The 20977-nt window shown below is 63.2% G+C and carries 19 protein-coding genes, 1 tRNA gene and 1 pseudogene; 7 read left to right on the top strand and 14 right to left on the bottom strand.

What is annotated here, in order from left to right; translation table 11 throughout:
• Positions 1-358: 358 nt before the first annotated feature.
• Genes DXY35_RS02690 through DXY35_RS02680 form a run of 3 tightly spaced genes read right to left on the bottom strand, consistent with a single transcriptional unit; the run spans position 359 to position 3626 of the window.
• Positions 359-1087 carry a succinate dehydrogenase/fumarate reductase iron-sulfur subunit gene (locus DXY35_RS02690; RefSeq protein WP_115080920.1) on the bottom strand — a complete coding sequence of 243 codons (729 nt, stop codon included), beginning with the start codon at positions 1085-1087 and terminating at the stop codon, positions 359-361.
• Positions 1084-3003, bottom strand: a complete 1920-nt coding sequence (locus DXY35_RS02685) for a fumarate reductase/succinate dehydrogenase flavoprotein subunit (RefSeq protein ID WP_115080919.1) — start codon at positions 3001-3003, stop codon at positions 1084-1086. The genes DXY35_RS02690 and DXY35_RS02685 overlap by 4 nt, the downstream gene beginning before the upstream one ends.
• Entirely contained in the window at positions 3000-3626 is a 627-nt protein-coding gene (locus tag DXY35_RS02680) for a succinate dehydrogenase cytochrome b subunit (protein ID WP_115080918.1), read from the bottom strand. The genes DXY35_RS02685 and DXY35_RS02680 overlap by 4 nt, the downstream gene beginning before the upstream one ends.
• Positions 3627-3951: 325 nt before the next feature.
• Here DXY35_RS02680 and DXY35_RS02675 point away from each other — a divergent pair, with 325 nt between their 5' ends.
• Together DXY35_RS02675 and DXY35_RS02670 are read left to right on the top strand one after the other, a co-directional pair.
• Positions 3952-4848, top strand: a complete 897-nt coding sequence (locus DXY35_RS02675; RefSeq protein ID WP_244272883.1) for a hypothetical protein — start codon at positions 3952-3954, stop codon at positions 4846-4848.
• A gap of 20 nt (positions 4849-4868) precedes the next feature.
• The gene (locus DXY35_RS02670; RefSeq protein ID WP_170950488.1) at positions 4869-5933 is read left to right on the top strand and encodes a hypothetical protein; all 1065 of its coding nucleotides are present in this window, start codon (positions 4869-4871) and stop codon (positions 5931-5933) included.
• A 43-nt stretch (positions 5934-5976) separates the two neighbouring features.
• On the opposite strand, the gene DXY35_RS02665 is transcribed toward DXY35_RS02670, so the two are convergent.
• A tRNA-Thr gene (locus DXY35_RS02665) sits at positions 5977-6049 on the bottom strand.
• A gap of 19 nt (positions 6050-6068) precedes the next feature.
• Between DXY35_RS02665 and DXY35_RS12580 the strand changes: the two genes are divergently transcribed.
• The gene (locus DXY35_RS12580; protein WP_371681724.1) at positions 6069-6365 is read left to right on the top strand and encodes a DUF3493 domain-containing protein; all 297 of its coding nucleotides are present in this window, start codon (positions 6069-6071) and stop codon (positions 6363-6365) included.
• Positions 6366-6950: 585 nt separating this feature from the next.
• Here the strand turns inward: DXY35_RS12580 and DXY35_RS13070 are convergent.
• From DXY35_RS13070 to grrP, 9 genes and pseudogenes are all read right to left on the bottom strand, one after another.
• Positions 6951-7511, bottom strand: a pseudogene (locus DXY35_RS13070) (low-complexity tail membrane protein); the annotation flags it as partial.
• 14 nt (positions 7512-7525) lie between these two features.
• Positions 7526-10879 (bottom strand): translation initiation factor IF-2, encoded by a 3354-nt coding sequence (gene infB, locus DXY35_RS02655; protein WP_115080916.1) that lies wholly within the window; start codon positions 10877-10879, stop codon positions 7526-7528.
• Positions 10880-10948: 69 nt separating this feature from the next.
• Positions 10949-11227, bottom strand: a complete 279-nt coding sequence (locus tag DXY35_RS02650) for a YlxR family protein (RefSeq protein ID WP_115080914.1) — start codon at positions 11225-11227, stop codon at positions 10949-10951.
• On the bottom strand, positions 11224-12675 hold the full coding sequence (gene nusA / locus DXY35_RS02645; RefSeq protein ID WP_115080913.1) for a transcription termination factor NusA: 1452 nt from the start codon (positions 12673-12675) through the stop codon (positions 11224-11226). Before nusA ends, DXY35_RS02650 begins: the two co-directional genes overlap by 4 nt.
• Positions 12676-12729: 54 nt before the next feature.
• Positions 12730-13197, bottom strand: coding sequence for a ribosome maturation factor RimP (gene rimP, locus DXY35_RS02640; protein WP_115080911.1), 468 nt, complete (start codon positions 13195-13197; stop codon positions 12730-12732).
• A gap of 110 nt (positions 13198-13307) precedes the next feature.
• Complete coding sequence (locus DXY35_RS02635) at positions 13308-13565, bottom strand: hypothetical protein (protein WP_115080907.1); 258 nt, start codon at positions 13563-13565, stop codon at positions 13308-13310.
• A 116-nt stretch (positions 13566-13681) separates the two neighbouring features.
• Positions 13682-14881, bottom strand: a complete 1200-nt coding sequence (gene grrM / locus DXY35_RS02630) for a cyclophane-forming radical SAM/SPASM peptide maturase GrrM/OscB (RefSeq protein WP_115080906.1) — start codon at positions 14879-14881, stop codon at positions 13682-13684.
• Positions 14878-15279, bottom strand: a complete 402-nt coding sequence (gene grrA / locus DXY35_RS02625; RefSeq protein WP_115080904.1) for a GrrA/OscA1 family cyclophane-containing rSAM-modified RiPP — start codon at positions 15277-15279, stop codon at positions 14878-14880. The genes grrM and grrA overlap by 4 nt, the downstream gene beginning before the upstream one ends.
• Positions 15280-15319: 40 nt before the next feature.
• The gene (grrP, locus tag DXY35_RS02620) at positions 15320-16180 is read right to left on the bottom strand and encodes an extracellular substrate binding-like orphan protein GrrP (RefSeq protein WP_115080902.1); all 861 of its coding nucleotides are present in this window, start codon (positions 16178-16180) and stop codon (positions 15320-15322) included.
• Positions 16181-16363: 183 nt separating this feature from the next.
• On the opposite strand from grrP, the gene DXY35_RS02615 reads away from it, so the two are divergent.
• The gene (locus DXY35_RS02615) at positions 16364-17428 is read left to right on the top strand and encodes a trypsin-like peptidase domain-containing protein (RefSeq protein WP_115081069.1); all 1065 of its coding nucleotides are present in this window, start codon (positions 16364-16366) and stop codon (positions 17426-17428) included.
• Positions 17429-17466: 38 nt separating this feature from the next.
• Positions 17467-18186 carry a ribose-5-phosphate isomerase RpiA gene (rpiA, locus tag DXY35_RS02610; protein WP_115080900.1) on the top strand — a complete coding sequence of 240 codons (720 nt, stop codon included), beginning with the start codon at positions 17467-17469 and terminating at the stop codon, positions 18184-18186.
• On the opposite strand, the gene hisD is transcribed toward rpiA, so the two are convergent.
• Positions 18179-19492, bottom strand: coding sequence for a histidinol dehydrogenase (gene hisD / locus DXY35_RS02605; RefSeq protein WP_115080898.1), 1314 nt, complete (start codon positions 19490-19492; stop codon positions 18179-18181). The two genes, rpiA and hisD, sit on opposite strands and share 8 nt — an antisense overlap.
• A 102-nt stretch (positions 19493-19594) precedes the next feature.
• On the opposite strand from hisD, the gene rpsT reads away from it, so the two are divergent.
• Entirely contained in the window at positions 19595-19891 is a 297-nt protein-coding gene (gene rpsT, locus DXY35_RS02600) for a 30S ribosomal protein S20 (protein WP_115080896.1), read from the top strand.
• 48 nt (positions 19892-19939) lie between these two features.
• A complete protein-coding gene (locus DXY35_RS02595; RefSeq protein WP_115080895.1) occupies positions 19940-20728 on the top strand; it encodes a TatD family hydrolase in 789 nt (262 codons plus the stop codon).
• Positions 20729-20977 lie beyond the last annotated feature (249 nt).

Raw genomic sequence — 20977 nt, 5'->3', positions numbered from 1 at the left:
AAGTGATGTTCAATAGGTTAGGTATTTGGTATGGCTAGATCGGGAAGAGAGTCTGTTGGTTTGTGCCCGGATTGGAGTCGATTATTGTTGATTGAATGTGCTGTTTCGTCCTTGAAGGCCGAGAGAATTTGCATGCACGGGGACCCTCGCTGGTGCTCAATTGTGGGCTCAACTTTTAGTCGTTTCCAGCGGTCATACGACCAGCGATGAAGCCAACGCCACCAGCGACGACGGCAGCTTGCAGTTGCCAGAACAAGCGCCGGTTCTGCCATGCCCTGCGGTTCAACCAGATCCCGGTGGCTACTGCCAGGATGAGCAGGGAGACCAGCTAGATGCGGCTCATCGTGTTCATGCGGCGTCAGTTTCTGCGTTCCCGGTGCATCCAGCTGATCCAGTCTGCGGAAATCTCCTGGGGACAGACCGCCTCGCATTCGAGATTGCTGCTGCAGCTGCCGAAGCCCTCGGCCACCATCTGGCGTTGCATGGCGTCGGCACGGCTGGCCCGTTCCGGTTGTCCCTGCGGCAGTTGCCCCAAGTGCGCCAGCTTGGCGGCCACGAACAGGCTTGCCGAGGCGTTGCGGCAGCTGGCGACGCAGGCGCCACAACCGATGCAGGTTGCCGTACTGAAGGCGCTGGTGGCCTGCTCCCGGCCCACGGGCAGTGCGTTGCCGTCGGGGGCCTGGCCAGTGCCCGTTGAGCAGTAGCCGCCGGCGGCAATCAGCCGGTCGAAGGCGGAGCGGTCCACCATTAGATCCTGGATTGGAGGAAAGGCCTTGGCGCGCCAGGGATCCAGGGTCAGCACCGCACCATCGTCGAATTCCCGCAGGTAGAGCTGGCATACGGAGGTGGCGGCCCGAGGGCCATGGGCCTGGCCGTTCACCAGGAAGCCGCAGCTGCCGCAGATGCCTTCGCGGCAGTCGTGCTCGAAGCTCACCGGCCGTTCTCCGGCGCTGATCAGTTGTTCGTTGAGCTGATCGAGGGTCTCCAGCAGGGAGAGGTTGGGGGAGACGTTCTCCAGCTGATGGCTCTGGTAACCACCGGGTTGATCGGCGCTGCGTTGACGCCAGATGCGCAGGGTGAGTTTCATTTGTAGCTCCGGGTGCTGGGTTGCAGCGCGGTGAACTGCAGCGGTTCGCTGTAGCGGATCGGCTCACCGTTGGTGTTGTGCCCCCAGGCGGCGATGTGGGCGAAGTTCACGTCGTCCCGTCGGGCTTCGCCCTCGTCACTTTGGTGTTCCTCGCGGAAGTGGGCCCCGCACGACTCCTCCCGGGCCAGGGCATCCCGCAGCATCAGCTGGGCCAGGCCGAAGAAGTCTTTGACCCGCAGCGCTTTCTCAAGCTCGGCATTGGGGCCGCTGGTTTCGCCGGGCACCCGCACTTCGGCCTCGAACCGCTTCTCCAGCGTCTTCACCTGTTCCAGCCCCTCCCGCAGACCATCGGCATGGCGGCTGATGCCGCAGCGGTCGATCATCACGCTGCCCAGCTCGCGATGGAAGCCGTCCACTGGGGTGTTGCCTGCGCTGTTGATCAATTGGCTGATGCGGCGGCGGGTGGTCTCCAAGGCCTCGCGGCAGGCCGGGTGATCGGTGGCTACATCCTGCGCCGGGTTGCCTGCAAGCCAGGCTGTGACCGTGGATGGCGCAATGAAGTAGCCATCGGCGAGCCCTTGCATCAGGGCGCTGGCGCCCAGGCGGTTGGCGCCATGTTCGGAGTAGTTCGCTTCCCCCAGAACAAATAGGCCGGGGATGGAACTCATCAGGTGGTAGTCCACCCAGAGGCCGCCCATTGTGTAGTGCGGTGCGGGATAAATCCGCATCGGCTTCTTGTACGGGTCATCGCCGCTGATGCGCTCGTACATCGTCATCAAGTTGCCGTAGCGGGCGGCAATGGCGTCTTTGCCTTCGGCTCTGATGGCATCGGTGAGGTCGAGGTACACCGACCGCCCCCCTGGGCCGACACCCCGCCCCGCGTTGCAGAGTTCTCTGGCCCGCCTGGAGGCGACGTCCCGCGGCGTCATGTTGCCGTAGGTGGGATAAAGCCTCTCGAGGAAGTAGTCACGTTCCGCTTCCGGTATCGCATCGGGTTGGCGTGACTCGCCGGGGTTCTTGGGCAGCCAGACCCGCCCGTCGTTGCGCAGGCTTTCGCTCATCAGCGTCAGCTTGCTCTGGAAGACATCGCCACTGGGAATGCAGGTGGGATGGATTTGGGTGAAGCAGGGATTGGCGAACAGCGCCCCTTTGCGGTGGGCCCTCCAGATCGCACTGGTGTTCGACTTCAGTGCGTTGGTGGAGAGGAAGTAGACGTTGCTGTAACCGCCAGTGCAGAGCAGAACGGTGCGGGCGGTGTGCACCTCCAGCTCACCGCTCAGCAGATGGCGCGCCACCACACCACGGGCCACCCCATCCACGGTTATCAGCTCGAGCACGTCCCGGCGGGTGAGCAGTTGAACGCGGCCCAGCTCCACCTGGCGCATTAAGGCCTGGTAGGCGCCATACAGCAATTGCTGACCGGTCTGCCCCCGGGCATAGAAGGTGCGGCTCACCAGGGCCCCGCCAAAACTGCGGGTGGCCAGGCTGCCGCCATATTCGCGCGCGAACGGCACCCCCTGGGCCACGCATTGATCGATGATGCCGCTGCTGATTTCCGCCAGCCGCTGGCAGCCCGCTTCCCGGGCGCGGAAGTCGCCCCCTTTGAGGGTGTCGGCGAACAGGCGGCTGACGCTGTCGCCATCCACCGCCACAGAACGTGCGGCATTGATGCCCCCCTGAGCCGCCACCGAATGGGCGCGTCTCGGGCTGTCGTGAAAGCTGAGCACTGTGACCCGGTAGCCCTGTTGCGCCAGAGTCGCCGCGGCGGAAGCTCCCGCCAGACCGGTGCCCACCACGAGCACATCCATCTGCCCTTTGCGCAGAGGGCTGATCAGCGGCAGTCCTTCGCGGGTCCGTCGCCAGGCATCGGCGAGCGGCCCGGCGGGAATCCTGGGATCAGGCAGGCCCTCTGTCATGCCAACCCTCCAAGGGCCAGTCCCAGGCTGATCAGCAGGAAGCCTCCCCCGATTCCCGACGCCCAAAGGCGACCTCCCCAGCGGATGCTGGGGCCGTTGGCCGGGTTGAGCAGACCCAGGTTCCGGTGGGCTGCTTCCGCGCCGTGGAGCAGATGCAGGCCAATGGCCAGGCTGCCGGCGGCATAAACCACCAGGTTGATCGGCTGCAGCAGCACCTGCAGCAGCACCTCTCGCTCCAGACCGTCAGCCGGCCGTGGCCAACGCAGTTGCTGCAGGTGCAGGGTGAGAAACCCCAATGTGATGAGGCCAGCAACCAGCTTGCTTCGGCTGGCAAGTGCCTCGAGCGGTTGACCGCGACGGCTAAGCAGCGCAGACGTGTTTCCAGCGCGCCGATTCTGCAGCGTTTTGGCGATGGTGAAGCTGAGATGCACGGTTGCGGTGGCGGCCAGGCCGGCCTCCAACACAGGCAGCCATGGCTGCTGATGCAGGGCCGTGGCGTAGTGCTCGAACTGCACCGGTGCAATCAGGGCGGGCAACAAACCGGCCAGATGAACCACCAGAAACAGCACCAATAACAACCCGCTTAGGGCTGATCCAATGCGCATCAAGGTCGGATCCTGCATGAACCCCAGGCCACAGGATTTCGGCAGGGACGATACCTGCTATTGACACGTTGTTTCGACATCAGGGTCGTCATTGATTCTCAGGTCAATCGTATTCAGAAAGAGGAAAGGGCTGGTTCCGTGCTGGTCGCCTTCGCGCACCCTTGTCATCGTGGGGAGGTTGTAACCGCTTGCTGACGTGAGGGTGAGGTCCCGTCGTTGGACATGGCGGCTTGTCTGGCTTGCGTTGGCTTGCGCGCTAACCCTGTCTCTCGCGCAGTTGGGATGGGGAGCCCAGGCTGCTGTCGACCAGAGGCCGGCACCGATTGATTGGGGGGCGGCCCCGGTGGAGGTGATAGAGCCGGAAAGCCCGCCACTTCGGATCGGTGCCTACATCACCAACATCAACAACATCGATCTCCTGGAAGACCAGTTCTCTGTGGAGATGCTGCTCTGGACCACCTGGGCCGGTGATCCGCAGGCCGATCCCAGTGATCAGCTGATGATCCTGAATGGGATTTATGACGGCGACATTCAGCGGTTTGAGCGGGTCAGCCATGAGCAAACTGAAGCCGGGTCTTGGACGCTTTATCGGGTGCGCTCGGCCGTGGTCAAACGCTGGCGGCTGCAGCGCTATCCCTTCGACGACCAAATGCTGCACATCCAGATCGGTCTGGCTGATCCGCTGGCGTCCGTGAATCTGGATGTTGCTGAACCGGATCCCTTCGCTGTGTCTCCCGGTCTGGTGTTGCCAGGCTGGATCTTGAAGCAGCCCGGTGCCTATGCCTCCAGCGTCAGCCTGATGAGTGATCTTGGGCGCCCGTTGATGGATGGAGAGGTGCTTCGTCGTCAACCGGCCGTGTCGCTTGATCTGCTGATTCAGCGCCGCAGTCTCCTGTTCGTGGCACCTGATTTTCTCGGCTACATGCTCGCGATCGGCTTGTGCTGCATGAGTTTGCTGATTACCCACAGCCGGGATGATCTGATCCTGGCTGCTGTGGTGTCAGCGGGAGGCAATTTTGTCTACATCGCTGGGAAGCTGCCGGTCACAGCCATGGCGGGCTTCATCGGCAATCTGCAGCTGATTATTTTTCTGGGGATTTTGTATGTGGTTGCGGCTGATGAGTTGATTGACAGCCATCTGGTTGTTCTCAACGAGCGCATCTCCCAGGTTCTGCGTGTGTTGCTGTTGCCCAGTTACGTCGGCATCACGCTTCTTGGCATTTTCTGGATTATTCCTTGACTGAACGATCCTCCACTGAGATGTCGGCGTCGCAGGCCAAGGGCCTCTGGGCCTTTGTTACCAGTGCATTGACGCTTTTGATCCTTCTGTTGGGAGTTCTGTCGATTCAGCCACGGCTGTCGGAACGCCGCGAGCTGCTGCCCGATCGATATGTTCTCACTGCTGATGAAGTTGCAGCGCTGCCGCAAGGCACGCTTCCCGTGGTGTTGGATCGACGCCTCGGTCAGGATCAGAACGACTTTCGCTTTCGCCTGCTGAAGCTGCTGCTGGAGCGCAGCGGCACACCATTTGCCCTCGGTTTCAGCGCTGCCGTTCAGCCGCAGGATGAGGCGATTGCAGCGCTCGCGGAAGGCCAGAAGGCGGGTCGGCGGAACACCCTTCGACTCTCGGTTGGTGTTTACGGTGCCGGCCCTGAGTTGAACCGTCGTCTGCGGGCGGTGCCCATTCCAGTGACAGGGGGAATCCTCGGACTGCGGGCGGGATGGACCAATCAGGCATCCCTGGCCGAACTGCAAACGATCCGCAGCCTTCAGGATCTCCAACGCATCGTTTTGGTGCAAGGACTGGGCTGGAGCGATGTTGAGATTTTCGATCGTGCTGGGTTGCGCACCTACACCGCTCGGTCGGAAAAATTGCTGCGCTTGGTGAATGACAACCGGGTGCAGTTGTTTCCCCGCGGTGTGGCGGAACTTGAAGCGGAGGATTCCGTTGTGACGTCGTTGTACCCGCAGATGCTGCTGGATCCCCATCTGTTGATTGTTTATCCCTTTGCGGGTTTTTTCTATGTGGCTCCAGAGAACACGGAGCTGGCAGCCGCGATTCAGACCGGTTTTGAACGGGTGATCGCCGATGGCTCGTACCAGCGCCTTGTTGAAGAAGCGATCATGACGCCCTGGTTGAGGCGCCAACTCAACCTGCGGTCTCGAAGGATCCTTGTGCTTCAGAACCCTGAGGCGGCTGACGTGTTGGCTGATGTGAATCCAGTGCACTGGATTGTTCCCTGGAACGATCTTCTTGATGGCAGGATCGCCAGCGGAAAAGAGCTCTGTTCGTATTCTGGATTGAAGCGACTATGTGTTAATTAGACATGCGTTGAATCCGGCTGATTCAACGCACCACTGTTTTAAAAGCCGATGACCTGACTTGAACAGGCGACCCACGCTTTACGAAAGCGTTGCTCTACCGGCTGAGCTACATCGGCGTCACAAGCAATTTAACATTTGCTCAGAATCCAACTTGGACGTTTGCCCGATAATCCCCGCCCCAAATCTGGCCTGGATCCCGCTTTGCGGGAACGGCTGCTCAAGGAATCACAGACCCCTTGGCGTGGGCTCAGACGGCTCGTCTGGTTCGCTCTCTTTGCCTCCGCTGGACTCGGCCTGTTCACGATGGCTTTCCGTGCTTCCGCCGGCGACACCGTCGATCTGGCTGACTTCGGCATCCAGGGGGGTGCTCTCCTGCTCTTCACCGGTCTGCTCTGGTTCGACCGCAACAGGGACAGCAGCAGCGACGCTTGATTCGTCGGCATCAACCGCACTGATGTCTTCAGCGTCGTCGTCTTCCGACATGTCGTCTTGATCCTCTGCCTCGACGGGTTCCAGCGCTTCGGGCTCGACGTCATCGGGCTCTTCAGCCGTCGCTGTGTTGATGGCTGAACTGTCGTCGTCTGGCTCTTCGTTGTCAGGGCTGATGTCGGCGGTGTTGACGTCTTCAGTGCTGTCGTCCGGTTCCGGCGTGGTGTCTTCCTCGTCTTCCAAGTCCATGGCCTCATCGGCGTCCTGATCGAGTGTTGGAGCAGCCTCTTCAGCGTCATTAGACGACTCGTCGTTAGCTCGAGCTTCGGCAACGACGGGCTCAGGAGCTGTTTCGGAATCAGCTTCGTCAGACACTGCAGCCGTCACCGGATTGTCGGCTGAACTTTCCCCGTCGGGTGCTTCGTTGTCAGGTGCTTCGTTGTCAGTGCTGGCTTGATCAGTAGTGGCTTGATCAGTGCTGTCGTCTGTCTCCGATGCGGTGTCTTCCACCCCGATGGCCTTGTCGGGCTCTGGCTTGATCGACTCGACTGCAGGCTCCGGCCACTCCAGGCCAGGGAGGTTTAGAAGTTGCAGGCCCAGACTGGTGCGTTGCGTTGCCACAGCATCAGCACGAAAAGCCGAATCGGCAGGGGCGACGGTTGCTGGTGATCCAAGCAACAGCGCTGCGGCTTGAATCAGCTGCTGCACCTGCCAGACCATCAAGGCCAGCAGTGGGCTGACCAGCAACAGGGTGACCAGACGGGATTGTCCCGACACCGGGGAAAATTCACTCGCCAGCACCGCTGAATCGTCCATCCACCAGAGCACGGGCAGCAGGATCACTGCGGCGCTAACCACAGCGGCGCGGCTGCTTAAGCCGCCTTGGGATGCACTGATGCGGAGTTGATCGCTGTTGCGGCTGGCCAGCGGCTGACGCACGAACAGCAGTGAGCCCCAGTCGGCTGGCCGTCGCCACAACGCGACGGCAGGGGCCAGGACCCCCACCCCCCAGATCAGAAATCGCTCCACACCGGGAACAGGACCCGGATCCGCGCCGGCCAGAACCAGGCGGATCAGCAGCAGCTCCAGGGGAATGGCTCCAAGGGCCAGGCACTGAAGCCAGAGCAGTGGCTCGCTGCGGGGCTGCACGATCGCTTGCGGGGTCAGGTGGTGAGTTTGCGGCGTTGGGTGACCATCTTGAAGGCTTCAATGCGATCGCCTTCTTCCCAGTTGGCGAACCGATCGGTGCCGACACCGCATTCGAAGCCCGTGGCCACTTCTTTGACGTCGTCCTTGTTGCGACGCAGGGAGTCGAGGTCGCCCTCGTAGACCACCTGTTTTCCGCGGTGCACCCGCACCCGGCAGTTGCGATGCAGCTTGCCGGTGGTGACATAACAGCCGGCCACGGCGCTCTTGCCGATGGTGAAGACGGCGCGCACCTCGGCTTCGCCCAGGGCTTCTTCCACCAGTTCCGGCTCCAGCAGACCTTCCATCGCCAACTGGATGTCTTCCAGCAGCTTGTAGATCACGTCGTAGTCGCGCACATCCACCCCGGTGGCATCCGCCGCTTTCTTGGCGCCGGAGGCCATGGAGGTGTTGAAGCCCACGATCACCGCGCCGGAAGCGGCGGCCAGGTCGACGTCGGTTTCGGTGATCTCGCCAGGTGCCGACAGCAGCACCCGCACCTGCACCTCATCCTTGGGCAACTGCTCGAGCGATCCGAGGATGGCTTCCACGGAGCCTTGAACGTCGGCCTTGAGAATCAGGTTGAGTTCCTTCAGCTCACCGTCATTGGCCTGGCCGGACATGGCCGTGAGCGAGACGCGTCGTGACGCCATCTGCTGAGCAAGACGGGTGGCGCGGGCATCGGAGGCGCGATCGCCCACCACGGCCCGGGCCGATTTCTCGTCGGGGTACACCTCGAACTCATCACCGGCGGTGGGCACCTCGCTGAAGCCCAGGGCCTCCACAGCAAAGGAGGGGCCCGCTTCCTTGAGGCGTTGACGGTTGTCGTCCACCATGGCGCGCACCTTGCCCAGCACCGGACCAGCGGCGACGACGTCGCCGGTCTTGAGGGTGCCGTTCTGCACCAGCAGCGTGGCCACGGGGCCTTTGGCCTTATCGAGGTGGGCCTCGATCACGGTGCCGCGGGCCAGACGATCCGGGTTGGCCTGCAGGTCTTCCACTTCGGTGACCAGCAGCAGCATCTCCAGCAGCTTGTCGATGTTTTCGCCCTTGATGGCGCTCACCGGCACCATCACCACATCGCCGCCCCAGTCTTCCGCCAGCAGGTTCTGCTCAGACAACTCCTGCTTCACCCGCTCGGGCGATGAACCTTCCTTGTCGATTTTGTTGATCGCCACCACGATCGGCACTTCAGCGGCCCGGGCGTGGCTGATGGCTTCCAGGGTCTGGGGGCGGACGCCGTCATCAGCAGCCACCACCAGCACAGCCACGTCGGTCACCTTGGTGCCGCGGGCTCGCATGGCCGTGAAGGCTTCGTGGCCCGGAGTGTCCAGGAAGGTGAGCTTGCGCTGCTCGTTGTTGTGCTCGATCTCAACCTGATACGCACCGATGTGCTGGGTGATGCCGCCAGCCTCACCCGCAGCGACGCGGGCCTGACGGATGGCATCCAGCAGGCTGGTTTTGCCATGGTCGACGTGGCCCATGACGGTGACCACGGGCGGACGTCGGATCAGGTGAGCCTTGTCGGCCTCTTCGATCATCTCGACGGTCTTCTTGGCCGCCTCCTCCACGTCGTCCTGCAGCACCGGAACACCGAATTCGTCGGCAACGGCCTCGATCGTGGGCATGTCCAGGGTCTGGGTGACCGTGGCGATGATCCCTTTGAAGAACAGGGATTTGATGATCTCTGAGCTTTCGACGCTCAGCATGTCCGCCAGTTCCTGCACCGTGAGGTTGTCCTCCGGCACCACGATCATTTCGGGACGCACCTGCTTGGCTTCCCGGGCTGCCCGCAGCTCCATGGCACGCCGGCGCTGACGCTGGCGGGCGGTTTCCTTCTTGCGCTTGCGCATCGCCGCCACCGGCTTGGGTGCTGTGCGCTGCTGCGACTTGGGCTTGGCGGGACGAGCCAGGCTCGCCGAGAGAACCATGTTCTCCTGTTCACCGGCGAAGCCGCCGGTCTGTGCCGCCAGGGAATCATCGTTTTCACCGATGATGTGCACCTTCTGGCGCTGCTTCTGCGGCGAGCGGCTGCGCAGAGCATCGAGCCGTGCGCTGTCATCCCAGTCGGGCCGGCCTGGCCGCCGCTGGCCACCAGGGCCACCCGGACGGAAGCTGGGACGGCGGGGCGCCGAGGGGGCATTCGGACGCGCCACGGGCGGGGTGGCTGTTCCTGCACCTGCACCGGTTTTGGTGGGTGCATCCGGACGGCGGGGTGCCGGTGCCGTTGGCCTGCCGACAGGCTTTTGCAGCTGCATGAGCTCACCGGGAGCCACCGGTTTGCGCATTCCAGCGGGCATGCCGGGACGTCCAGGCGCTCCCGGACGGGTGGGCGCACCAGGGCGACCGCTACCTGTGCTGCTGCCGTCGCGACGAATCGGCTTGCCGACCAGTTCAAGGGTGTTGCCGCTGCGGGGGGGCATCCCGGGGCGACCCTGTCGGGTGGGGGCTCCTGGGCGGCTTGGACCGCCCTGGCGTTGAGGCACGCCGGTGCCTGCCGGACGGCGGGGCACGGGTTTGCCGACCAGTTCAGGCCTCGGAGTGGGCCGTGAGGGTGCACCAGGCTTTGTGGGGGCACCGGCGCGGGTTGGCGCGCCGGGCCGAGATGGAGCTCCTGCGCGGATGATCTGTGGCTTGGGCTGCCCCTGGCCAGGGGTGGGCCGCGCTGGGCTTCCAGCACCTGCGGGGCGTGGCGTCGGGCGAGCCGGAGTGGGCCGCGGTGTGGGTGCCGTGGGTTTGGCGGCAGCCTTGGGCTTGCTCACCAGTTCCGGTTTGCCTGCAGCCGGCTTGCTGACAACCTGCGGCTTGGCCGCGGCAGGTCGTGGAACGGGTTTTGCCGCCGTTGGTCGCGCTGGGGCTGCGGGGGTTTTCTGAGGAGCGGCGGGCCGCGCCGGTGCTGCTGAGGCTTTCACCGGTGCAGCCGCTGGCTTGGTGATCACCGGTTTGGGCGTGGCCGCTGCGGGAGGCTTCGGGGTCGCCTGCGGTTTGGCAGCCGCCACGGGTTTGGCGACCACGGGCTTGGCAGCTACAGGTTTGGCGACCGGTTTGCTCGCCGCTGGGGCGGGCTTGCTTGGCGCGGCGGGGGCCGCTTTCTTCACCGAGAGGATGGCCTTGCCAGCTGCGGGCTTGGCAGGGGCCGCGGCAGCGGGTTTCGCACCATTCCCGCCTTTGCCGAGGAGTGAACGGATCTTTCCGGCTTCAGCGTCACTGATCGAGCTGCTGTGGCTCTTCGCAGCGATCGACAGCTTTTCAGCCGCATCCAGCACGTCCTTGTTCTCAAGGCCGAGGTCCTTGGACAGCTCGTAAATTCTGACTTTGCCGCTGCTGGTCATTCAGTTCGGGTCTCCGATCGGTCCGGGCATGGAATGCCGCGGTGGCCTCGCACAAAGTGGGGCCAATGTTCAGTCTGCCTCAGCGGATTCACCAACGCTTTGGTTAAGCCGCTGTTTCAACACCGCAAGCACTGTTTCGGGCACCTGACAACGCAGGGCTTTCTGCAGACGCTTGCGACGGGTCGCCTCCTCAAGGCAGTTCTCCTCGCGGCAGAGATAGGCCGAACGGCCCATCCCCTGATCGAGGAGAACTCCATCCTGATGGTCGCGGATCACCCTCCAGAGTTGGCGGCGATCCAAGAGTTGGCGGCAGGCCACGCAGCGACGCAGGACGGGGCGGTCACTCACCGGACCTGCTCCTGATCGGGCTCGGCATCGGCCTCAGCCGCTGCGTCCGTGGTTTCAGCCTCGGCCTCGAACTCGGTTTCGCTGCTGGCTTCCACCTCAGCGGGCTCCTCCTCAGAGAACTCCTGCTCGGCCTGCTCCTCGCCGTACTCCTCTTCGTCTTCGGGCAGCGGATACAGCTCCCGCAGGCGTGCATCCTCTTCCGCCCGAGCGGCCTGTTCGGCGGCCAGTCGTTCTTCGGCTTGCTGCTGGAGGGCTTCCTCCTCCTCCCGCTGGGAGATCAGCTCTGCCACCACGGCATCCTCAGCCTCTTGGTCGTACTCGGTGGAGTTCTTGATGTCGATCTTCCAGCCGGTGAGTCGGGCGGCCAAACGCACGTTCTGGCCTTCGCGGCCGATGGCCAGGCTCAGCTGATCGGGGGGCACCAGCACATGGGCGTGCTGGCCCACGGGATCCACCAGGCGCACCATTTCCACCCGAGCGGGGCTGAGGGAGTTGGCGATGTACTGGCCCGGATCCTGCGACCAGCGGATCACGTCGATTTTTTCTCCACGCAGTTCGTTCACCACCTGCTGAATGCGGGAGCCGCGGGCGCCGATGCAGGCTCCGACGGGATCCACCTCGCGTTCGATGCTGTCCACGGCCACCTTGGTGCGGGGGCCCACGGAACGGGAGGGGGGATTGGCCTCACGGGCCACGGCCACGATCCGAACAGATCCTTCCTGAATTTCGGGAACTTCGTTCTCGAACAGGTAGACCACCAAACCGGCATTGGAGCGGCTGACGAACAGCTGCGGTCCCCGGCGGGGCACTTCGCTCACCTCTTTCAAGAAGACCTTGAAGGTGGCGTTGGCGCGGTAGTTGTCGTTGGGCAGTTGATCGCGCCGGGGGAGTTCAGCCTCCACTTCCGGACGGCCCAGGCCTGAGCTGACCGCCATGATCACCGACTGGCGCTCGAAGCGGATCACCCGGGCCGTCAGCACCGGATCCTCCAGATCAGCGAATTCCTCCTGGATCATCCGGCGCTGCTGATCCCGCAGCTTCTGGGCCAGCACCTGCTTGGTGGTGGCGGCGGCCATCCGGCCGAAGTCCTCTTTCTCTGGGGTGACATCCAGCACCACCGTGTCGCCCACCTGGGCGTCATCGGCCACCTGCATCACCTCAGCGATCGCGATCTGGTGGTCTTCGCTCTCCACCTCATCAACAATGATCTTGCTGGCGAGAACCCGATAGCCCTCCTCCTCAAGGTCAAGGCCAACGTCGAAGTTGCTGAAGTACTCCTCATCAAAGGGGTCTTCGCTGATGCCTATGTACAGGGTGCGCCGGTAGCGCTCATAGCCCTTCAGCAGGGCCTCCCGCAGGGCCGCCTCCACCACCTGGGGCGGCAGCTTCTTCTCTTCGCTGATGTCGTCGATCAGGTTGCTGAGACCGGGAAGCAGGACGAGAGCCATCGCGTTGGGTTAGGGGAAAAGAAAGGAGCGGTTGCAGGGGTGTGAACGCTGGGTTCAGCTGCCTGGACTCGTGAGGCGGACACCGATCACGCAATCCCGGGGAATTCGTTTGATTCGCCCGCGAATGTTGATCTGCAGCGTGTCGGCGTCGCGTTCGAGCAAGAGGCCCTCCAGGCGTTGCTCGCTGTCGTCCTTGTCGCGGTGATGAACCTCCACGGGGAACCCACGGAAGGTTTCAAAGTCGCGATCGCTGGACAGCTGGTCGCCGATGCCGGGACTGCTGATCTCCAGAACATACGCGTCAGTGAGCAGGGTGGAGGCCTCAAGGGCATCCCCCAGCACGCCACTGAAACCGGCGCAGTCATCAAGGCTCACATCCGCTCCACTGCTGTGGCGGATCTGCACTTCCAGGGTCATTGGGCTCATGTGGGTGAGCAGCTGAATGCCGCAAAGGGCAAAGCCTTTGCTGGCGGCCACATCGGTGACCAGCGTTTCGAGATCCGGAAGCAGAGGATGAGGCAACGCGAACTGAGGGCGGACGTCGGCCCGACGTGCATTTCAGTTGTGACCGATCTCCCGCAGGGAGATGCCCGTCGGACACACCTTCAATGTACGGGACCGTCTGCCCGCCGTCAGCTGTTGCCCAGATCGATGGGTGGAGCGTCGGGGAAGGCGTCTCCCGGCTGTTCGGCGCCGCGCCCGTCGGAATCCTGATTGATGCAGAGGCGTCGACGCTCCGGATCGGTCACGTACTGGCAGACGGGGCTCCAGAGTTTGCTGCGGCTGCCCTGGGGGCCATTGCTGAACGTCACCACATCGGGAAGGCCAGGGCAGTCTTCGATCACGACCTGGCAGAGCTCACAGCGTTGTGAAGCGGCGGATTCGCTCAAGAGTGAAGCTCACAAAACGGCCCGACCTTAAGCAGTGGACGCAAGAGCCGCTGTGCGATCGGTGGCCATCAAAACCCGCCCATTTGCTGAAAGGGGCAGAACAGCGATCGATCGCATCAAGACCCCGATGGATTGGGTGTGAGTGGCGTCAGGGGAGGGCCTTCTTCAAAGCGCTCCAAAAGCACTTGCGTGGGGATCTGGGTGCCGAAGCGGCAGGCGTTGGTTTCGCTGGAGGTGAGGGTGCCGTGTTCCCAGAACTTGTTGCTGCCGTTGCCCCCGCCGCAGAGGCCGAAGTATTCGCAGCTCTTGTGGCAGGTCTCCACACCGCTGGTCATGTCGGCCATCAGCCGACGGAACTGCTCGGTGTGGGTGGACTCCACCAGAGAAAGATCCTTGATGTTGCCGAGGTTGAAGCTGCCGTAGCGGTCGCTGGCCACCGAAAGCAGCTCAGGGTCGAAGGTGGAGAAATTGCCCTCCCAATCCACGCTGAGGATCGAGAACGGGCGATTCAGCTCGTTCTGGGTCATCCGTTCGTTGCCTTGGATCAGGCTGATCACCTGCTCGAATTCGCGCAGCACCACGGGGTAGCCGTCCTGCTCGCTGAGCCGCCAGAAGGCCCGCAGGAAGTCGCGGTACTTCTCCTCCATGGCGGAGCCCTGCATTGAGGAGCTGGTGTTGATCCCCTCCTGCTCCTCAACGTTGAAGCCCACGTCGTGGATGCCGTTGTCGCGGAAGAAGCGGTACATCCGCTCCGGTTGCTCCATGGCATCGGCGGTCACCACCGAGATGCAGTGGAAGGGCACATCGTTGCGATGCAGGGCTTCAATCCCTTTCATTGCCATGGCGTGGGAGCCGCGCCCATTGCGGAAGCGCCGATGGGCGTCGTGGATGTCCTCCGGGCCATCCACACTGATGCCCACCACGATGCGGTTTCGCCGGAAGCAGTCGCACCACGCGTCATTGATCAACGTGGCGTTGGTTTGCACGTGCTGGGTGAAGTCCAGCCCCTTCGCATTGAACTGCTCAAGGCTGCGATACAGGATCGCCGTTGCCTCGTCGTACCAACTGGTGGGCAGGGTGAGCGGTTCACCGGCATGCCAAACCAGGGAAAATTCGGGTCCGGCAAAGGGGCTTTCCAGAATCCGCTGCATCAGCAGGTGCAGCAGATCCAGGTCAAAGACCCGCTTCTTCTGCCGATCGGGCAGGTAGCAATACGAGCAATCGAGGTTGCACAGCGAGGTGGACTGCACAACCACGAGGCCGATGGGCCCGAAACGGTTGAGGTCGGGCCCGACGTTGGGAGAGGAAACGATCACCAGTTCACGAAGCCGCCGCCGCCGTTGCCCCAGCCGCCACCACCGTTGCGCCAACCGCCGTAGTAGCTGCCATTGCCCCAGGTGCGGCGGCTATTGCCCCACTTGTTGCCGCTCTTGCCGTTGCCCCACTTGCCTTTGCCGCGGCTGTTGCCGAATTTCTTGCCCTTGCCGTTCTTCCACTTGCTCTTGGCAACAAGCTCGTCTTCGATTTCGGGGTCCTTAAGCAGTGAGCCCCAGTCGGTGTTCCGCACCGCTTCGATCCGGGCTTCGATGCTGTTGGCTTTAGCCGCGTCGTTCAGATGCTCCGGCGCGGAGTAAGTGGAGCTGGCTTCGGCGGTTTGGCAAAGCACAGCGCTGGAGGCCAGCAGTGCTTGAAAAGCAATCAGTGAACGCTTCATGACTGTTGATGGGTAGAGAACAAAAGCAATCGAGGAGTCGTCAGATTCCTGGTGTCGCTGGAGTGTTGATTTCTGCTGTGACGCTGAGGATCAGGCCGTAAAGGGAGCGGATCGATTCCTGGCTCAGGCCCACATCACTGCCGGGGCCGATCCAACGGTTGATCATGCGGCGCGTTCCCGCATCACCATCCATGTAGGCCTGCATCATCTGGCCCAACGCGATGTTGGTGGAGGAGAGCAGCTTGCCGTTGTTTTGGTTGACGATGCAGCTGATGCCGGAGCGGCCGTAGGGACGGAAGGGCAGCAGTGCCGTCTTGTCGATGCGGCTGTTGGCGGCCAGCCACAGGGTGCCGCCCCCCAGGATGGAGACGTCACCTGTGTAGAAGGCGTCCAACGCTTCCTTGGGGGTGGTGAAGTTCTTCAGCGTGGCGCCGGGCACCACGTTCTTCAGCACCTGGGCGGAAGCGGTGCCCTTCACCACACCAATGGTTTGTCCCTCCAGTGAGGCGGGGGTTCCATCGACGGTGGTGTCGCTGGCCATCAGCAGACGGGTGCCACCGATGCCGAAGGGAAGGCTGTAAGTGACCTGTGTGGAGCGGCCCCAGGTGAAGGCCACGCCGCAGGCGATGTCGGCTTTGCCGGTGATCACGGCGCCGATGCCGTCGTTCACCGACTTGGCCACCCGGTAGTCCACCTTGCGGCGCTTGGCCTGGATCCGGATCTGTTCCAGAACGTCAACCCCGAGGCCTTCGTAGCCGGTATCTGTTTTCTGATACAGCGGCTTGACCTCCTCAAAGATCACCGCCTTGAGCGTTGTGCTCTCCGCGGAGGCTTGAGGGGTGAGTGCAACCGGGCCAGCCAGGGCAAGCACAGCTGCCGCTGGAGCCAGAAGTGCACGCATGCGAAAACTGCGTTTGCTGATTTGTTAGCTGGAATCTCCAAGCTCGACCGCGCATCGCAATGGAGGTGCTGAGATTGCGATCGATTTGGACCAGGGCCCGTTTCTCGGGCTGGATCCGATAAAAAGAAGGCAATTAGAGGTCTTGTGTTGCGGTACGCCCTGCGTCAACTCCTGGCCGTTCTGATGGCCGTAGCGGTTCTGGTCGGTGAAGGTGACTCAGCGCAGGCCCTGGAGCACAGCTTTGTGGCCGATGCCGTTCAGCGGGTGGCGCCGGCGGTGGTTCGGATCGACACCGAGCGCACCGTGGAACGTCAGCCGTTTGACCCCACGCTGCTTGATCCCCTGCTGCGGGACCTGCTGGGGGACCCTCCGGCAGGTCCGGAGCGGGAACGGGGGCAAGGCTCTGGTGTGGTGATCGATGCCAAGGGCCTTGTGCTCACCAATGCCCATGTGGTGGATCGGGTGGAGTCCGTCAGCGTCACCCTGGCCGACGGGGAACAGCGGGATGGACGGGTGGTGGGCACCGATGCGGTGACAGACCTGGCCCTGGTGCGTCTCGAGGGCGATCAACTGCCGCCACGGGCTCCCCTTGGTGATTCGGAAGCCATGCAGGTGGGCGATTGGGCGATCGCCCTCGGCACCCCGTTCGGATTGGAACGCACGGTGACTCTGGGCATTGTCAGCAGCCTGCACCGCAACATCAACAGCCTTGGCTTCGCCGACAAACGGCTGGAACTGATTCAGACCGATGCCGCCATCAACCCCGGTAATTCCGGTGGGCCGTTGGTGAACGGCGATGGCCAGGTGATTGGCATCAACACCCTGGTGCGGTCGGGTCCTGGGGCCGGCCTTGGTTTTGCCATCCCGATCAACCTGGCCCGCCGGGTGGCTGATCAGCTCCAGCAGCAGGGTGAAGTGGTGCACCCCTATATCGGTCTGCAACTGGTGGCGCTCACACCGCGCATCGCGCGCGAGCACAACAAGGACCCCAATGCCCTTGTGCAGCTGCCGGAACGCAGCGGTGCCCTGGTGCAAGCCGTGCTGCCCGATGGCCCGGCCGAAAAAGCAGGACTGCGCCGCGGCGATCTGCTGATCACGGTGGATGAGCGCGACATTGCCGATCCTCAGGCGCTGCTCGAGGTGGTGGATGCCGCCGCCATCGATGTTCCCCTGCCTCTGAAAGTGCTGCGGGCGGGCCGCGAGCTCACCCTGTCCGTCAAACCGGAGCCCCTGCCTGGGATGGCCTGAAACCCCTTGCTACGGTCGCGCCCAAAGGACGTGACCCGATGGCTGATCTGCAGACCCAGATGAAGCAGGCGGTGGCTGATGCCGCCGTGGAACAGATCAAGGACGGCATGGTGCTGGGCCTGGGATCAGGCTCCACCGCCGCTCTGATGATTCAGGGCCTGGGGGGCAAGCTCGCCAGCGGAGAACTCAAAGACATCGTCGGTGTTACCACTTCCTTCCAAGGAGAGGTGCTGGCCGCTGAGCTCAACATTCCCCTGCTCAGCCTCAACGCCGTCAGCCGGATTGATCTGGCCATCGATGGTGCCGATGAAGTCGACCCTGGCTTTCAGTTGATCAAGGGCGGTGGCGCCTGCCACGTGCAGGAGAAACTCGTGGCGGCACGGGCGGATCGGTTTGTGGTGGTGGTGGACTCCACCAAGCTGGTGGACCGTCTCAACCTCGGTTTTCTGCTGCCGGTGGAAGTGCTTCCCGGGGCCTGGCGCCAGGTGAAGCAGCAGCTGGAAGCCCTCGGGGGCAGCGCTGAGCTGCGCATGGCCCAGCGCAAGGCCGGCCCTGTGGTTACCGATCAGGGCAACCTGGTGCTGGACGCCAAGCTAGACGGCGGCATCAGCGATCCAGTGGCCCTGGAGCAGACGATCAACAACATTCCCGGTGTGCTGGAGAACGGCCTGTTCGTCAACATCACCGATGAGGTGTTGGTCGGTGAGATCACCGATGGTGTGGCGGGTGTCCGCAGCCTGGAGAAGCGCCTCAGCTGAGGCGCCGCCGCACCGATTCAGCGTGGCTGTGCAGGCCTTCACTGGTGGCCAGCTCCTGCACAGCTGAACCCGTTGCTTCCAGGGCAGCCCGGTTGAAACCGATCAGCGAGGTGTGGCGCATGAAGGTCTCAACACTCAGGGCCCCGCTGAAACGCGCGGCTCCACAGGTGGGCAGCGTGTGGTTCGGGCCTGCCAGGTAATCCCCCACCGCTTCTGGGGACCAGGGGCCCAGGAAAATTGCTCCGGCGTTCTGAATGCGATCCGCCAAGGGTTCGGGCCTCTCCACCAGCAGCTCCAGGTGTTCGGGGGCGAAGCTGTCGCTGAGGCGGGCACAGCTCTCGAGGTCGTCGCAGACCACCACCAGCCCCCATTCCCGCAGAGCGGCTTCGCAGATCTCCTGGCGGGGGTGATCGGCCAGCTGTTCGGCCACTGCGGCGTTGATCCCGTCGGCCAGTGCAGGGTCGGTGGTGATCAGCACCGCCGCCGCCAGGGGGTCGTGCTCCGCCTGCGCCAACAGATCCGCTGCCACTTGATCGGGCTTGGCGGAGTGGTCTGCGATCACCAGCACTTCGCTTGGTCCCGCTAGGGAATCGATGGCCACCTGGCCGTACACCGCCTGTTTCGCCAGGGTGACGTAGAGGTTTCCGGGGCCACTGATCACGTCCACCTTGGGCACGCTCTCGCTGCCGTAGGCCATGGCGGCAACAGCTTGGGCACCTCCGAGGCGGAACACCGTTTTCACGCCGGCCAGGTGGGCCGCTGCTAGCACCACGGGGTTCACCGCACCATCACGTCCGGCAGGGGAACAGATCACCACGTCTTTGACTCCGGCGACCCGGGCTGGCACCGCATTCATCAGCACGGTGCTGGGATAAGCCGCCCGTCCTCCGGGCACGTAGAGACCCGCCCGCTCCACCGGTCGCCAGCGCCGCCCAAGCTGTTCGCCGTGGGGGCCTGTCACCGCCAGATCGGCGGGACGTTGGCGTTGGTGAAAATCGGTGATGCGGCGATGGGCCAGCTCCAGGGCATCCCGCAGATTGGTCGGCAGCGACGTCCAGGCCTGTTCGAGTGCCTCGGGGGACACCGCCATCGGTTCGGGCCGGAAGCCATCGAACCGTTCGGTGAAGTCGGCAATGGCGGCATCACCGCGGTCGCGCACCGCTGTGAGAATGGCTTCAACCCTCTCACGGGCTTCACCCTGCTGGGTTTGTGTGGTGCGGCTCGACAACCGTTTCAGCTCCGTCTGGGCCCGGTCCAGATCCCGCACGATGCGAAGGGGAGCAACGGCCGGCTGGCTTACAGACAAAGGAACAGTGGGAGAATTTGGTCAAGTTAGGACTCCACAGCCCAGGGAAGGTGGTCCTGTCAAGGAGTATGGTGCTGGATTGTTCGCAACGTTGAAGCCTCAGTGGCCAATAACAAGTCAGCCAAGAAGCGGATTGAGATTGCTGAGCGCAACCGTCTGCGCAACCGCACCTACAAGTCTTCGATGCGCACCCTGATGAAGCGCTGCTTCGCCGCCTGTGACGCCTACAGCGCCACCCCTGGTGATGAAGCCAAGGCCAGCGTGCAGACCTCCATGCGTGCCGCCTTCAGCAGGATCGACAAGGCCGTGAAGGTGGGTGTGCTGCACCGCAACAACGGTGCCAACCAGAAGTCCCGCCTCAGTGCGGCCGTGCGCAAGGTGCTCGAGCCCGCCAGCTGATTTGGTTTCAACCGGCAGAATGGGCCGAAAGCGCGTTTCGGCCCAGCTGTGTCCCCCACCCCGACGTTGATTGACAGCCACTGTCACATCGTCTTCCGCAACTTTGACGACGACCTCGATGAGGTGGCTTCACGCTGGCGTGAGGCTGGGATTGGTGCGCTGCTGCACGCCTGCGTCGAACCCTCCGAAATCCCGGCGATCCGCGCCCTGGCGGATCGATTCCCGGAGATGCGTTATTCCGTCGGCGTCCATCCACTGGACACCGAGCATTGGCGGGATGACACGGTGGCGGTGCTGCGCCGGGCAGCTCTGGAGGATGATCGGGTGGTCGCCATCGGCGAACTCGGCCTCGATCTCTTCCGAGACAAGAATCTCGAGGAGCAGCTTGCTGTGCTGCGCCCTCAATTGGACCTGGCGGTGGAGTTGAACCTGCCGGTGATCATTCACTGCCGGGATGCCGCCGAGCCGATGCTGGAGGAACTGCGGGCCCGCAAGGCGCAGGGCCGTTGCCCCGGAGGGGTGATGCATTGCTGGGGCGGTACCCCCGATGAAATGCACCAGTTCCTGGAGCTCGGCTTTTACATCAGCTTCAGCGGCACCGTCACCTTCCCCAAGGCGGAGCCCACCCACGACTGCGCCCGTCAGGTGCCGGAGGATCGTTTCCTGGTGGAAACGGATTGCCCTTTTCTGGCCCCAGTGCCCCGCCGCGGCAAGCGCAATGAGCCGGCCTTCGTGGCTTCCGTTGCCACGCGGGTGGCTGAGCTGCGCGGCGTGGATCTCGACAGCGTGGCCTGCAGCAGCACCGCCAACGCCCGGCGTTTGTTCGGACTCCCTTAACCGGAGTTCAAAAGGTGTCGAGTCCATATGTAAGATGTTGTATTGGCCTGGCCATGCGCGGGATTCCGTCTTGTGTGTGGTGCCTGAAGCGTCCATTTCCTTCCGGTGCACTTGTCGTCGTCAGCTGATCTGACCCGCGATTTCTGAACAGCAGCAGCGGCGCTGTCGGTTCCATCCTGGAAACCGTCGGTGCCGCTGTTGTGTCGAATCGTCCTGTCAGGTGAGCTTCTGCCGCCAATCCAGTCCTCC

The organism is Synechococcus sp. N32, from assembly GCF_900473895.1.
Lineage (GTDB): Bacteria > Cyanobacteriota > Cyanobacteriia > PCC-6307 > Cyanobiaceae > Parasynechococcus.
Note: the sequence above shows the minus strand (reverse complement) of the source record. Positions and strands in the feature narration are given on the sequence as shown.